Source organism: Fusibacter sp. QWL-12, from assembly GCF_058683495.1.
Map to the genome: position 1 here is coordinate 1,123,515 of NZ_CM178745.1, position 14,324 is coordinate 1,137,838.

Annotated in this window: 14 protein-coding genes; 3 read left to right on the top strand and 11 right to left on the bottom strand. The window is 37.4% G+C overall.

Translation table 11 applies throughout. The features are described 5' to 3' along the window. The first annotated feature begins 60 nt into the window (after window positions 1-60). Both lysA and AC4PID_RS05845 read left to right on the top strand, forming a co-directional pair. Complete coding sequence (gene lysA / locus AC4PID_RS05840) at window positions 61-1,338, top strand: diaminopimelate decarboxylase (RefSeq protein ID WP_492134631.1); 1,278 nt, start codon at window positions 61-63, stop codon at window positions 1,336-1,338. Between the two features lie 98 nt (window positions 1,339-1,436). After that, entirely contained in the window at window positions 1,437-1,739 is a 303-nt protein-coding gene (locus tag AC4PID_RS05845; RefSeq protein WP_492134632.1) for a hypothetical protein, read from the top strand. Between the two features lie 83 nt (window positions 1,740-1,822). Here AC4PID_RS05845 and AC4PID_RS05850 read toward each other — a convergent pair whose 3' ends face one another. The 6 genes from AC4PID_RS05850 to tig all read right to left on the bottom strand — a co-directional run bounded on the left by AC4PID_RS05850 (window position 1,823) and on the right by tig (window position 8,647). Continuing rightward, window positions 1,823-2,344: a peptidylprolyl isomerase gene (locus tag AC4PID_RS05850; RefSeq protein ID WP_492134633.1), complete on the bottom strand. Its 522-nt coding sequence runs from the start codon at window positions 2,342-2,344 to the stop codon at window positions 1,823-1,825. Between the two features lie 22 nt (window positions 2,345-2,366). Continuing rightward, window positions 2,367-3,002: a ribosome biogenesis GTP-binding protein YihA/YsxC gene (gene yihA / locus AC4PID_RS05855; RefSeq protein WP_492134634.1), complete on the bottom strand. Its 636-nt coding sequence runs from the start codon at window positions 3,000-3,002 to the stop codon at window positions 2,367-2,369. Further along, entirely contained in the window at window positions 3,003-5,330 is a 2,328-nt protein-coding gene (gene lon / locus AC4PID_RS05860) for an endopeptidase La (protein WP_492134635.1), read from the bottom strand. It abuts the gene before it with no gap. Window positions 5,331-5,442: 112 nt separating this feature from the next. Beyond that, window positions 5,443-6,729, bottom strand: a complete 1,287-nt coding sequence (gene clpX / locus AC4PID_RS05865) for an ATP-dependent Clp protease ATP-binding subunit ClpX (protein WP_492134636.1) — start codon at window positions 6,727-6,729, stop codon at window positions 5,443-5,445. Window positions 6,730-6,755: 26 nt separating this feature from the next. Next, the gene (clpP, locus tag AC4PID_RS05870) at window positions 6,756-7,340 is read right to left on the bottom strand and encodes an ATP-dependent Clp endopeptidase proteolytic subunit ClpP (RefSeq protein WP_492134637.1); all 585 of its coding nucleotides are present in this window, start codon (window positions 7,338-7,340) and stop codon (window positions 6,756-6,758) included. 20 nt (window positions 7,341-7,360) lie between these two features. Further along, window positions 7,361-8,647: a trigger factor gene (tig, locus tag AC4PID_RS05875; protein ID WP_492134638.1), complete on the bottom strand. Its 1,287-nt coding sequence runs from the start codon at window positions 8,645-8,647 to the stop codon at window positions 7,361-7,363. Window positions 8,648-8,924: 277 nt separating this feature from the next. Between tig and AC4PID_RS05880 the strand changes: the two genes are divergently transcribed. After that, window positions 8,925-10,817, top strand: a complete 1,893-nt coding sequence (locus AC4PID_RS05880) for an ATP-dependent helicase (protein WP_492134639.1) — start codon at window positions 8,925-8,927, stop codon at window positions 10,815-10,817. Here the strand turns inward: AC4PID_RS05880 and AC4PID_RS05885 are convergent. From AC4PID_RS05885 to AC4PID_RS05905, 5 genes are all read right to left on the bottom strand, one after another. After that, window positions 10,734-11,252, bottom strand: a complete 519-nt coding sequence (locus AC4PID_RS05885; RefSeq protein WP_492135365.1) for a regulatory protein RecX — start codon at window positions 11,250-11,252, stop codon at window positions 10,734-10,736. The two genes, AC4PID_RS05880 and AC4PID_RS05885, sit on opposite strands and share 84 nt — an antisense overlap. Before the next feature lie 21 nt (window positions 11,253-11,273). Continuing rightward, window positions 11,274-12,020 (bottom strand): hypothetical protein, encoded by a 747-nt coding sequence (locus AC4PID_RS05890; RefSeq protein WP_492134640.1) that lies wholly within the window; start codon window positions 12,018-12,020, stop codon window positions 11,274-11,276. A 25-nt stretch (window positions 12,021-12,045) separates the two neighbouring features. Continuing rightward, entirely contained in the window at window positions 12,046-12,411 is a 366-nt protein-coding gene (locus AC4PID_RS05895; RefSeq protein WP_492134641.1) for a hypothetical protein, read from the bottom strand. A gap of 81 nt (window positions 12,412-12,492) precedes the next feature. Then, window positions 12,493-13,233: a pseudouridine synthase gene (locus tag AC4PID_RS05900; RefSeq protein ID WP_492134642.1), complete on the bottom strand. Its 741-nt coding sequence runs from the start codon at window positions 13,231-13,233 to the stop codon at window positions 12,493-12,495. Next, window positions 13,230-14,201, bottom strand: coding sequence for a nucleoid-associated protein (locus AC4PID_RS05905; RefSeq protein WP_492134643.1), 972 nt, complete (start codon window positions 14,199-14,201; stop codon window positions 13,230-13,232). Before AC4PID_RS05905 ends, AC4PID_RS05900 begins: the two co-directional genes overlap by 4 nt. Window positions 14,202-14,324 lie beyond the last annotated feature (123 nt).

The window sequence follows — 14,324 nt, forward strand, 5'->3', positions numbered from 1 at the left end:
TATCATTTTTTTTATATTATGTTACAATAGGACTAAATTAAATGAACGAGGAGCATCTTTATGTTTGTAATCAAAAATCATACCCTTTATATGGATGGCGTTTCCACATTGGCATTGGCTGAGCAATTTGGAACCCCGCTATATGTCTATTCAGAAAACAAAATACTTGAGAATTTAAACGAGATAAAGAATGCTTTCATTAATAAATATGAAAATTCTCATGCAGCGTTTGCATGTAAAGCGTTCTGCACGAAGTATATTTGTCGCCTGCTCGATCAAGAGGGCTTTTGGCTTGACGTGGTCAGCGGTGGCGAACTTTACACCGCTATGAGTGTAAATTTTCCAGCCGATCGCATTGAATTTAACGGGAATAATAAATCTACTGATGAAATAAAACTTGCTTTAAACTACGGCGTAAATCGATTTGTTGTCGACAGCGTCAGTGAGTTTTACACACTGGAGTCCATCTGTAAACAACTGGGCATGCATGCAAATATTCTTTTCCGAATTACGCCAAACGTGTCTGCAAATACACACGATTATATCTCTACAGGAAAAAAGGATTCTAAGTTTGGGATTCCACTTAATGAGACAGTTTTATTTCCCTTGATACAAGCCGCAATAGCTTCAGAAGCGCTTAATTTCTTAGGGTTCCATTTCCACGTTGGCTCACAGTTACACGAGTCTCAGACGCATTTAAGTGCACTAGAAGTGATTCTTGATTTAATATTAGAAACAAAAGAAAGATTTGATTACACAATTGAAGATTTTAACTTTGGTGGTGGCTTTGGTATTAAATACACTGAAGTAGACCAGCCTTTGAAAATTACCGACTTTGTAGATCCTTTAATGGCGCGTCTTACAGAGTTTTGTGAAACAAACGCTCTTAAACGACCACATGTATCGATGGAACCAGGGCGTTTCATCGTCGGAGAGGCAGGTATTCAACTTTACAGCATTGGAACGATTAAAGAAATTCCCGACGTTAAAACCTATCTCTCAATTGATGGCGGTATGACAGACAACATACGCCCAGGCTTATATGGTGCCAAATACAATGCAGTTCTTGCAAATAAAGCTGACCTAAATGCAACAGAAATAGTAGACATCAGCGGTAAATGCTGTGAATCGACAGATATACTCATCAAAGCCATCCCTCTAGCAGCTGCCGAAACAGGTGATCTATTAGCTGTTTTTTCTACTGGTGCATATGGCTACTCAATGGCAAATAACTATAACAAACTCCTTATTCCGCCGGTAGTCGTCATTCGTGAGGGCGAGCCTAAATTAATCGTAAGAGGTCAAACTTACGAAGAAATGATTTCTAGAGAACTTTAAACGGTGGATATGTGTATCATTTTGTTGATTAAATATTCAGAAAATGGGCATATATAATTAAGCAGGTATAACCTTTCAGATTTGAGAAAGGAGGCATTATGGGTGCAGTTGGATTAAGTACCAATGCAAGCGATTTATGGAAAAACTATAATAGTATGCCATCAAAAACGACAGCGCTTGACCGTATTATTGAGAAAGAAAAGTCAGCTCAGAAAAACAATATACAGCAAGCACTTCAACAGGCAACAGATAGCAAAGCCATCCAAGCGAAAAATGCGACTGGTGGTCAGCTTCAGAAGCTCAGTGATGCAAGGGCCTCACAGATGCAGCAGTCTGCTAAATCGTTAAATGAGCTTAAGCAGTTCATGGGCAAAGGAATTAACTTTGACAAGTATGTATAGCACAATTATAAATTAAATATAATGCAAAATAGAAAGGCTATTTCACGATTGTGAAATAGCCTTATTTATTTAATCAACTGATATTACATTTTTTCTGGTTCAGGGTATTCTTCACCAAAAGTATCAACCACCATGGTTTCAATTTTTTGCTCATCCAGTGGACGATCAGAATGGTTTGTTTTTACATCTGCAATTTCATCTACAATTTCTTGACCTTCGATGATTTTACCAAATGCTGCATATTGTCCATCTAAATGAGGTGAATTTTGATGCATAATAAAGAACTGTGATCCAGCTGAGTTAGGATTTTGAGCTCTCGCCATTGAAAGCACACCTTTTGAATGCTTCAAATTATTTTGCACGCCATTGATTAAAAACTCACCTTTGATACCATAACCAGGACCGCCCATACCATTACCATTTGGACAACCGCCTTGAATCATAAAACCTTTGATGACTCTGTGGAAAATCAAACCATCATAGTACCCTTTTTTTACAAGACTGATAAAATTATTAACTGTATTTGGCGCTACTTCTGGGTAAAGCTCAACTTTCATTTGCTTTCCGCCTACCATTGTAATTGTAACGATTGGATTCTGAGCCATTTTTACTCTCCTCAATAATTATTTATAGTTTGTTACTGCCATCCTGTCTTTCCATAAAGATGTCAATTTCGTTGGCCTCGAACAACTCATTAATCATATCCCAAAATTCGTATTTGCCATCTCTCGTTTGAGAAGAAACAGGTAATATAACAGCATCCTTTTCCATTCCCAATGTTTTTCTAATGACCGATAATTGTTTTTGAATTTGATTTTTTGTGAGTTTATCTGCTTTTGTCGCAATGACAATGCCATTAAAGCCAGCTGTTCGAATCCAGTTGTACATCTGGATGTCTTCAGCAGAAGGGGTATGTCTAATATCGACGAGCTGGAATACCTCAAGAAGCGTTTTCCTATTGTGTAGATACGTCTCAATAATCTTGCCCCATCCTGCCTTTTGCGTTTTGGATACCTTTGCAAAGCCATAGCCAGGTAGATCGACAAATCTAAATATCCCATCGATGTCATAAAAGTTAACCAATTGGGTTTTTCCTGGTGTTGAACTGGTTTTAGCAAGTCCCTTTCTCCCAAGTAACATGTTGATCAACGAAGATTTTCCTACGTTGGATCGACCAGCAAAAGCAAACTCAGGCAATTGATCTTCTGGGTACTGTGTTTTAGAAACTGCACTTATTACAAAGGAACTATTTTTTATCTTCATTTACTTTTCCTCTCTAACCAAAGCATGCTCAAGAACCTCATCCATGGTTTTAACCGCTATAAACTCAATTTCCTTCTTAACGGTTTCTGGAATATCATCTAAATCTTTTAAATTGTCAAATGGGAAAAGTATCTTTTTAATGCCTGCTCTTTTTGCAGCCAATGCTTTTTCTTTAAAGCCACCGATTGGTAATACACGGCCTCTTAACGTGATCTCGCCAGTCATTGCGACAAAACGATTCACTGGAATTTCAGCCAATGCCGAAATCATAGCGGTTGCCATTGTAATACCTGCCGATGGACCATCCTTAGGAATGGCACCTTCTGGTATGTGCACGTGTAAATCTACAGTTTCGTGGAAGTTTTCTACGATACCGTAGGTGCTCGCTACTGTTCTTATATACGATAAACCCGCTTGAGCAGACTCTTTCATTACATCGCCAAGCTGACCGGTTAATTGAAGTTTACCTTTGCCCTTCATCGTGTTTACTTCAATTGAAAGCGTGTCACCACCTACCGCTGTCCACGCGAGTCCTGTAACGATACCCACTTGATTTTCTTCAGCAATCAAATCATAGTGGTATCTTGTCTTTCCAAGATATTTATCTAAATTTTTATCTGTTACACGAACCGATTTCACTTCGCCTTTAACGATTCTTACCGCGGCTTTTCTAGATAAATCTGCGATTTTTCTTTCAAGCTCACGAACACCAGATTCTCTTGTATACTTTCTGATAATTTCGTATAACCCTTCATCAGAAACAGAAAGGCAGTTCTTTTGTAAACCGTGCTCTTCCATTTTCTTAGGTACCAAATACTTTTTAGCAATGTTTAGTTTCTCATATTCAGTATAGCCAGAAACTTGAATCACTTCCATACGGTCTAAAAGTGGTCTTGGAATCGTATTCAGAGAATTTGCAGTTGTAACGAACATAACCTTTGATAAATCAAATGGCACTTCAAGATAATGATCTGTGAACTCTTTGTTTTGCTCAGGGTCTAAAACTTCTAGAAGTGCAGAAGCAGGATCGCCCCTGAAATCGCTAGAAAGCTTATCTATCTCATCAAATAAGAAAACAGGATTCTTTGTTCCAGCTTCTTTAATACCGTTGATGATACGGCCGGGTATCGCACCAATGTAAGTACGGCGATGTCCCCTTATTTCAGCTTCATCACGAACCCCACCCAGTGACATTCTTACAAATTCTCTTCCAAGTGAGCGTGCGATGGATTTGGCAATAGAAGTCTTACCAACTCCCGGAGGGCCAACAAGACAAATGATCGGGCCTTTCATACTCTGCGTTAAATCTCTTACCGCAAGATATTCAACCACACGTTCTTTTACACTTTCAAGCCCAAAATGATCCTCGTCTAGAATTGCTTGAGCTTTAACAAGATCGATTTGATCCTTTGTCTCTTTGCGCCAAGGCAATTCTAATATCCAGTTTACGTAGCTTCGAATCACACCGCTTTCAGCTGATGAAGGTGACAATCTTGAGTAACGATCGATTTCAGCAGTTACTTTTTTGTCTATTTTCTTAGACAATTTTAGTTTCTTGAGTTTTTGACGCATTTCTTCAATTTCATCTTCCTGTGCGTCTTCTTCTCCAAGTTCATCTCTAATTGCTTTTATCTGTTCTCTCAAGTAGTATTCTTTTTGAGATTTGTTGATTTGACTTTTTACTTTATCGTTGATGTTTTTTTCAACTTCAAGAATTTCTACTTCTGTTAAAAGGATCTTATAGAGGTGCTCTAAACGCAATTTAACATCTATAGCATTGATCAGCTCTTGCTTTTGTTCTGTTTTGAGTGTCAATTGAGCAGCGATTGTATCTGCAAGACGCCCTGGTTCATCAATGGCTGTAATTGATAAGATCACATCTGCACTCACACGATTTGTCGTCGCAATATATCTTTCAAAAGCAGAGATATTGCTTCTCATAAGCGCACTAATTTCTTTATCTACAGTAATATCATCTTCAAAAACATTGACATCTACACGGAAGTAAGGCGATTCTTCAACGATTTCACTTACTTCAGCACGCTGAATCCCCTCAACGAGTACACGAATCGCATCACCAGGCAATTTTAACATTTGCTTGATTTTACAAATTGTACCGACTTTGTAGAAATCAGTGGATTCAGGCGAATCATTGTCTATATCAAATTGCGTTGTTAAGAAAATACGTTGATCCTTTGCCATAGCGGCTTCAAGCGCCTTTATGGATTTTTTTCGACCCACATCAAAGTGTAAGACCATATACGGAAATATGGATAACCCTCTCAATGGAATCAAAGGAATATTGATTACTTTGCTTTCTTGTTCCATGATTTCACCTCTCTATAATATATACATGTGAAAAACAAGTTGAATGATTGTTATGATTGCCCTTTACCACAAGTGAATTGTAGATTAATCAAAAAACGAGCTTTCGCTCGTTTTAGGATACACTTTCTTTACCCTTAGTAGATTCTTTCTTAGAAGCTTCCTTCTTAGAATCATACAACACAAGGGTTGGCAATTGATGGTTTCTGATGGTTTCCTTAGTAACAATGCATTTCTTGATATCGTCACGTGAAGGAATTTCATACATGATTTCCATCATTATGCTTTCAAGAATCGATCTTAAACCTCGAGCACCTGTTTTTCTTTCTATTGCCATTTTGGCAACTTCTGTCAACGCATCGTCCTCAAATTCAAGTTCGACACTATCTAGCTTTAACATTTTTTGATACTGTTTCACAATAGCGTTTTTAGGCTCCTTAAGGATTCTAACTAGCGCATCGTGATCAAGTTCATGAAGGGATACGACGATTGGCACACGTCCTACAAACTCTGGAATAAGTCCAAATTTGAGTAAGTCCTTAGGCTCAATCTTATCAAACAATTCGCCAAGAGGAATATCCTTCTTGCTTTGAACTGCCGCACCAAATCCCATGGCCTTCTCACCAATTCTAGAACTGATAATTGAGCCCATACCATCAAAGGCACCACCGCAGATAAACAAAATATTAGTGGTATCTACCTGTAAGAACTCTTGATGTGGGTGTTTACGTCCACCTTGTGGTGGCACGTTAGCAACGGTTCCTTCAATGATTTTAAGCAATGCTTGCTGTACACCTTCACCTGAAACGTCTCTAGTAATAGATGGATTTTCAGATTTTCTAGTGATTTTATCAATCTCATCGATATAGATAATACCCTTTTGTGCACGTTCTATATCATAATCTGCAGCTTGAACCAATTTTAATATGATGTTTTCCACATCTTCACCAACATAACCCGCTTCAGTAAGCGCAGTAGCATCGGCAATGGCAAACGGTACATCAAGGATTTTAGCTAAGGTTTGAGCCAATAGCGTCTTTCCTGAACCCGTTGGACCAATCAGAAGAATATTACTCTTTTGAAGTTCAATATCATCCTCTTCGGTCTCATTTTGTATTCTCTTATAATGATTGTACATCGCGACGGCGAGTGTTCTTTTTGCCTTTTCCTGTCCGATAACATACGAATCTAGTATATCTTTAATCTCAGAAGGTTTTGGTAAAGACTCCAAAGACCATTCGTCCGTATCTTCCTTTTTGTAGATCGAAAGCTCTTCTTCAAGAATTTCATTGCAAAGTTCAATACATTCGTCACAAATATAGACGTTTGGACCTGCAATTAAACGCTTTACTTGCTCTTGACTTTTCCCACAAAAAGAACATTTTAATGTAGGTTTATCCATTGATTACCTCATTTCTTACGTTTGAATTATCTTTTGACAAAAACCTTGTCAATAAGGCCATATTCTACCGCTTCTTCCGCTGTCATAAAGAAATCTCTATCTGTATCTTTTTCGATTTGTTCATATGGCTTCCCAGTTTTTTCGCTGAGAATTCGGTTTAAATCTTGACGCATTTTCAAGATACGGTCTGCTTGAATTTTGATATCAGAAGCTTGACCTCTTGCACCACCAAGTGGTTGGTGAATCATAACTTCTGCATTCGGTAACGCGTATCTTTTACCTTTTGCACCAGCAGCAAGTAGGAAAGCACCCATACTCGCTGCCATACCGATACAAATCGTCGATACATCAGGTTTAATATATTCCATGGTGTCAAAAATAGCCATCCCAGCTGTTATTGAGCCTCCAGGACTGTTGATATAGATGTTAATATCCTGTTCAGGGTTTTCAGCTTCAAGGAAAAGAAGTTGCGCAACAACTGAATTTGCAGTATTGTCATCAATCTCTCCACTAATGAAAATAATCCTGTCTTTTAAAAGTCTCGAATAGATGTCGTATGATCTTTCGCCTTTACTTGTTTGTTCGATAACATAAGGGATATAACTTGCCATTTTGCACCTCCGTTAATAAACTAGACTAACTTTGCATTGTCCACTAGGAAGTCTACTGTCTTTCTAGATTTTAAGTTAGATTTTAAATAGTCATAATTGTCTTGGCTGAATACTTTTCTGATTTCTTCAATTTCTCTCTTTTGAAGCTCAGCGATTTTTTGAAGTTCTGCTTCGATATCTTCTTCAGTTACTTCGATGTTTTCTTGGTTCATTACTTTTTCGATGACTAAGCTTGTTTTTACTCTAGCAAGTGCATCTGGTTTCATTTGCTCTTTCAACGCATCAAAGCTACCACCAGTAAACTGAACGTATTGGTCTAAGCTTAAGCCTTGGTATTTTAATTGTTGATCAAATTCTCTTACCATGCCATCGATTTCAGCTTCGATCATCTTCTCAGGAATCTCTACTGTAATTAACTCTGTTACTTTATCGATGACTTTGTCTCTTTGTGCTGCTTTTGCGCTTTCTGCTGCCGATACTTCAAGTTCAGCTTTTAAGCTAGCTTTATAAGCCTCAAGTGTATCAAACTCTGAGACGTCTTTTGCAAACTCATCATCCAATTCAGGAAGCTCTTTAAATTTAATATCATTAACCGATACGTGGAACACGGCTTCTTTTCCAGCAAGCTCATCTGAATGATAAACTTCAGGGAAAGTTACATTAACATGTACATGATCGCCAACATTAGCGCCAACAAGTTGTTCTTCAAATCCTGGAATGAACTTACCTGAACCAATCACTAACTCTTGATTCTCTGCAGTACCACCTTGGAATTGATCTTCGCCAACAAAGCCTTTGTAATCGATGATTACTGTATCGCCGTCTTGCACTGCTCTATCAGAAACAGAAACTAATCTAGCGTTCATATTTCTAGTTTTGTCGATTTCAGCATCGATCATTTCGTCAGTCACTTCAGCATTTACTGTCTCAACTTCGATACCTTTGTAGCCTTCAAGTACAAACTCTGGCGCCACAGTTACAACTGCAGTAAACACCATGTCTTTTTTTGCTTCAATTTCAGTAATGTCAATGTCAGGTCTTGCAACTGGCTCAATTGATAAAGCATCTAATGCTTTTTCATAGTATTCAGGTAATAATAAGTTAACTGCATCTTCATAGAAAACGCCTTCGCCGTATTGCTTTTCAATAATTGATTTAGGTACTTTGCCTTTTCTAAATCCTGGAACGTTAAATTTGCCTTTATTTTTGTTATAAGCGGCAAGAACTGCTTTTTCAAATGCTTCAGCAGGTACAGTCACCTTAATGGTCACTTCACTATTTTCTTTCTTTAAAATCTCGTAGCTCATGGGTGCCTCCCGATCTCTTATTTATTTAACTCCTCAAGGGAGTTTAATTAACCTCTTTAACTAATTAATAGTAACTTATTTGATGAAAAATGTAAAGTTGTATAGCTAAAATCACTATAATTATACCTTATACACGTCTTGTAGCAAGGGTTTATTGCAAAATTTACCCCCTTGTTATATATTATTCATAAATCATTCACACATAAACCCCTTTTTTATATCAAAACAGAACATATATTGGGGTTTTTTTGACAAAATTGCCCTATTAGGAGTTAAAATGGCAGAAAAAAACCTTACAAAAGGACAATTAGAAGCCTCAAGACATTTTACTGGCCCTGCACTTACACTTGCGATTCCAGGTAGCGGAAAAACAACCCTACTTTTACATCGATTAATACATTTGGTGGATCATTATCAGGTCTCGCCTGATTCAATTTTAACACTTACCTTTTCTAAGGCATCAGCCGATGATATGGAAAGACGCTATCGCTCTACTTTTCCAGAAGGTGCATCCTTTCAATTTATGACCATTCATCGTCTGGCTTTTAGAATGTATAAAAGCTATTTGAACTCTATTAGCAAAGAGATGACACTCCTTGAAGATGGTTCACAGAAATACCGAATTCTAAATGAGGTCTATCGAAAAAGACATCACGAATCACTGAGTGAGGATGACTTCGAAACACTTTCAAATCAAATAGGTTTAATTTACAATCTCAGGCTAAATCGCAATCAATCACACGACCAAACCTTTGATTGGGATGATATTTTTGAAATGGCCGAGGACTATCATAAGTACAAAAAAAGGCATTTACTATTTGATTTTGATGATATGCTCATCAGCGCCATTCAGCTTTTAAAAAAATCGCCTCAATATCGTAGAAGTCTTGTTGAACAATATAGATTTATTCAAGTAGATGAAGCACAAGATACCTCTCTTCTTCAGTTTGAGCTAATAGAGTTACTTCTCTCTGATGAAAGCAACTTGTTTTTAGTTGCAGATGACGATCAATCTATTTATGGATTTAGGGGAGCTTATCCCCGATATCTACTTGACTTTCAAAAGAGATTTGAAGGTGCCAATTTATACTATTTAGATCAAAACTTCAGATCCGACGCACATATCGTCACAGCAGCTGCTGAAATCATTGCACATAATAAGGATAGATACCCCAAAAAAATGCTGCCATTCTTTTCGCCCATTGAAGAACCTGTTGTTCGAATATTTGATGACTTAATTGGGAGAAATACTTATTTGAAAGCATGCTTTGATGAAGCACATGACCAAAAACAAACACTGGCAGTACTCTACAGAAACAAAATTTCAGCGATTAGCATCATCGATTTACTTGAAAATGAAAAAATGTCCTTTCAAATTAAGGACATGCCTCATGCAGAGTTGAGTCATTGGCTTTTAGAAGATTTGTTGGCCTTTATCACTTTGGCGATGATTCCACAGGATTTCCAAAGTTTCAGTCGAATCGTTTTTAAAACCAATGGTTTTATTTCAAGAGAAATGTTAAATTACATTCAGTTGAATCAAAGAGGTAGAAATATATTCAACGTTCTCATTGAAATACCCTTTTTACAAGATTATCAAACCAGAACACAAGAAAGACTAAAAGAGCAATTTGAAGCCCTCTCAAAATTAAGACCTTACGATGCCATACATTTCATTGAAACTGAGCTCGGTTATCTGGATTACATTAAGAATAGTGCCTCAAAGCTTGGATTTACGATGACCTATGCTCGAACCCGGCTTGATACGTACAAAGCAATTGCAAAGCCATTAAAGACAGGCTTCGATTTTATCAATCGAATTGATACCCTCAGAAAATTCTTGATGAGCAATCAGGGAAATATAGAAGAAGGGATTACCCTTTCCACCATCCACGGCTCCAAAGGATTAGAATTTGATGAAGTCTATATGGTGGATGTTAATCCACAGGTCTTTCCAAATGCAAAAAATAGAACAGACGCTCAAATTGAAGAAGAAAGGCGACTGTTCTATGTCGGTTTAACGAGAGCTAAAAAACGGTTTGAGCTCTTACATTCTGAATTTATTAACGGTGCTTTTAATGCCAACTCAAAATTCATCGATGAACTCCTCAGTCAACCGATTACGCAGCACCGTTTTAATAACGTCAGCGGAAAATCCGCGACTGGCTAAAAATCTTGCCAGTTTCTGATAGATTGCATTTTTATATTGATAGTCTGATTTCATGCGAGTCCAATCAATGGTTGTACTCGCTATTTTTTTCTCTAAAATTCTAGAAACAATATCGTTTTCAGTAATGGCATCAGAGGCTTCCATCGCTTCATCTTCTTCGTTCAAAAATGCCAAGTCTATATCGGTTTGCCTGACGCCTTTTTGCTTCAAACTCATCTTAAGACGATAGCTACCATACTTATGACGGTTGGCTCTGATATAACACTGCGCATAATTAACATCATCTAGGTATTTTACCTCTAATAGCTGGCGAACAATTTTTTCAATAATCTCATCCTCATATGCTTTGCCTTTGAGTTTATCTCGCATTTGTTTTTCCGTTTTCATTTGGCCAGCCAACAAATAAAGGGCATATTCCAGCCCTTTTTCGTACATACTCTTCAATTTAATGTCCTCTTAACGAGTAGATTTGTCTTCTATGGTTACGTCCATAGAATCAACTTCAATTTTATTTCCTGTTCCAGTCCCGTAAGGATGCATCAATATACGGATGGCACTTTTATCTAACTTATAGCTATACAGCTTATATTCTTTATCACCTAGCTTATAAATCATTTGATTGGAGCGCATATCAAAGATTAAAGTTTCATCCACCCATTCGTCATAAACCGGAGTAATTAACTGATAGTTCTCATTGTATTCCCAATCTGCAGCTAAGAATCTAAAAACATCTTTTCCAGGTCTTTCAGTTTCATGGGTCAGATCATATGAATACTCTATCAAAGCTACGCCATCTCCAAAAGCTGTAAACCACGCACCATCAGTTGATTCAGGCATTAACTCCAAATCTAAAGTTTGATAAAGCGCCAAGCCACCTGAGAAGGTATCTAAACCATGGGAAATTTTAATCCTTCTTTTAATGGTCAAGACATCTTTACTTTGAAGCTCCAATGGTTTACTAAGCATGTACGGCATAATGCCAGTAACGTCTTGACTGAGTTCGAGAATGCCATTATCTGTTTTTACCAAATCATACGCACGTTTGTAGGATTCCCATTCACTAACGAGCCAAAAATCCTTATCGATCTCGTCAAAATCGAAATGATAGGTTTCTATGTCTTTAGGTTTGTCTGTGTGAGTCGCGATACTGTAAAACAAAAATAGTGCAACTGCGATTAATAGAATAACAACAACCCTTCTCATTTTCTCACATCCTTATCATCTTTAATTACTTTGATCGATTTACAATTTCATCTACGTCTTTTAATCCAATGACAAATTTATACTTTGGCTGTAGTTTTTCAAACTTCAGTTCAAAAACAAACTGGATGGCATCCACGGATTCCCAAGTGATCGTTATGTCTTTTACCCATCTAGATAATTTGATTTCTTTTAATTTATCAATCAGATGTGTCTTTAAACGTGACAAATCGACAAAGCCCTTAGGGGTATGTTTTAAATAGCCAAAAGCAGCGATGAGGATTGCCTCTCTTACTCTCTTGAAAATTAAAAACTGTCTAAAGCTCTTAACGGTTTCAACGCTTATAAACACTATGAATGTCGCAAATCCCGCGATTAAAACATTTTCTAACATGATATCCCTCAATTCCAATCAATAGCAGTCATCCTCAAAATGACTTTATCTCTCTCTCCGTTTAAACACTCTGTCTCTGAATTAATTATCGTCAAAATCCTCAGCTTCCTTTAGAAAAGCTGTCTCATCATTTTTTGAAACAATTGCTCTTAATGCACTTTCTTCATCCTTGCTCAAATGACGCCACTTTCCGTATTCAAGCCCCTCTAACGTTATATTTAATACCCTAGTTCGCTTTAAATTAAGCACTTCATAGCCTAACGCTTCACACATCCTTCTTATCTGGCGATTTAGCCCTTGCGTTAGAATGATCTTAAAGTTTCGTTCATCTAGCTTTTCAACCTCGCAAGGTCTGGTTACTGTATCCAAAATAGGGACGCCTGCTCGCATTTGTTTTAAAAAGTCTCTAGAAAGAGGCTTGTTCACTCTAACGATGTATTCTTTTTCATGAAAGTATCTGGCTTTTAAGATGCCATTGGATAACTCACCATCATTGGTCATTAAGATCAAACCTTCTGATTGTTTGTCCAACCTACCCACTGGATAAAGACGTGTCTTATAACCCACATAATTAACGATATTGTCTTGTACATCTGATGCACTGGTACACTCTATACCGATAGGCTTATAAACGGCCAATATTACCTTTTCATTCACAACATTGACCTCTTTACCATTAAAAGTTACGCTATCGGTAGCCTCAACTTGAGTACCTAATACTGCTACAACACCATTTACGAGAACCTTACCCGCTTCGATTTGTCGATCGGCTTCGCGTCTTGAGCATACGCCAGCATCACTTAAATATTTATTGAGTCTCATAATAATTCTCCAAGATTTTTAAGTTCTATACTAACAGAACCATCAGGATGATTGACGATACTTAAGTTCTCAGTTCTAGAAACATATTCGAAAGGCAAGATAATTTCGACACCACTTGCTGTCTTTATTCGTTGTGTTCGTTTGAGCTTTTTAGCCTGTGCTTCATTGAGCTTTACTCCTTCAGAATCCACACCCTTTTCAGTAAGTGACTGATAATAAGTATCTTTAGCAATTTGAGTGTCCATACACGCTTCAACAATTGGAGAAAGATCGATGCTTCCTGTTTGATCCAACTGTTCCGTAACCATTTGACGCATTTTTGCCGTTTTAATTAATGGTTGATCATCGTATTTTTCAATTACCTTCTCAGCGGTTTTCGTGATTAAATCAATTTTCCGCTTGGTGGTTAACGCACCAAAGGTACCAAAGATTTTCTCAGTAATGTACTTAACCTTGTTTCCATCGATGGTCACTTGCTTGTCTTTAACAAAAATAGTGTCCGAGCTAAAGTCAATTAAAAAGCCCTCTTCAACCTTTTGAGATTTGTAAGGCAGGGTCGTCACCTGACGCACAATTTTATTCATGATTAAATTTTCTTCTAGTTCTACAGCATGCGCAAAGCTCGTTCTAAAGTTCAACTTCAAAAAAGCATAAAAAGGACCATTTTCATCCTCTAGGCTCAGACACATTAAGTCGCAGGGTTTTATTTCTTCGGTTTGCTGCATCGCATCGAAGAACAAATCTGCTACTTGTAGGGTTACCTCTTTGAAATCGCTGTTTTCAGATAAACCAAGCTTGGTTTGTACATTAAGCGGCAATTCGGAAATATCCAAATGATCCTTAAAAATCTCGGTATGCTTTATTGCATACTCTTCTATTTCTACGTCGATTTGCATCGCTTTTTCTGAAAGTAATTTCACATCATTAACTGCATCGATTACGTGCAGATAAGCTTCTTTAATTTGCATGTCCACCTCTATATATGACGAATTTTTATTTGAAAAGTTCAGTCTACTCTAATTTTAAGTACATACATAAGCATATATTAGCCAACTTATAATTTCAAGTCCTCAGATGATCATCTCACTGCC

Bases quoted from the DNA above. Each gene is read 5' to 3' on its own strand.
- lysA (WP_492134631.1), top strand. From the start codon at position 61: ATGTTTGTAATCAAAAATCATACCCTTTATATGGATGGCGTTTCCACA.
- clpP (WP_492134637.1), bottom strand. From the start codon at position 7,340: ATGGCAAGTTATATCCCTTATGTTATCGAACAAACAAGTAAAGGCGAA.
- yihA (WP_492134634.1), bottom strand. From the start codon at position 3,002: ATGAAGATAAAAAATAGTTCCTTTGTAATAAGTGCAGTTTCTAAAACA.
- AC4PID_RS05890 (WP_492134640.1), bottom strand. From the start codon at position 12,020: ATGAGAAGGGTTGTTGTTATTCTATTAATCGCAGTTGCACTATTTTTG.
- AC4PID_RS05895 (WP_492134641.1), bottom strand. From the start codon at position 12,411: ATGTTAGAAAATGTTTTAATCGCGGGATTTGCGACATTCATAGTGTTT.
- tig (WP_492134638.1), bottom strand. From the start codon at position 8,647: ATGAGCTACGAGATTTTAAAGAAAGAAAATAGTGAAGTGACCATTAAG.
- AC4PID_RS05850 (WP_492134633.1), bottom strand. From the start codon at position 2,344: ATGGCTCAGAATCCAATCGTTACAATTACAATGGTAGGCGGAAAGCAA.
- AC4PID_RS05845 (WP_492134632.1), top strand. From the start codon at position 1,437: ATGGGTGCAGTTGGATTAAGTACCAATGCAAGCGATTTATGGAAAAAC.
- AC4PID_RS05885 (WP_492135365.1), bottom strand. From the start codon at position 11,252: ATGTACGAAAAAGGGCTGGAATATGCCCTTTATTTGTTGGCTGGCCAA.
- lon (WP_492134635.1), bottom strand. From the start codon at position 5,330: ATGGAACAAGAAAGCAAAGTAATCAATATTCCTTTGATTCCATTGAGA.
- clpX (WP_492134636.1), bottom strand. From the start codon at position 6,729: ATGGATAAACCTACATTAAAATGTTCTTTTTGTGGGAAAAGTCAAGAG.
- AC4PID_RS05880 (WP_492134639.1), top strand. From the start codon at position 8,925: ATGGCAGAAAAAAACCTTACAAAAGGACAATTAGAAGCCTCAAGACAT.
- AC4PID_RS05900 (WP_492134642.1), bottom strand. From the start codon at position 13,233: ATGAGACTCAATAAATATTTAAGTGATGCTGGCGTATGCTCAAGACGC.
- AC4PID_RS05905 (WP_492134643.1), bottom strand. From the start codon at position 14,201: ATGCAAATTAAAGAAGCTTATCTGCACGTAATCGATGCAGTTAATGAT.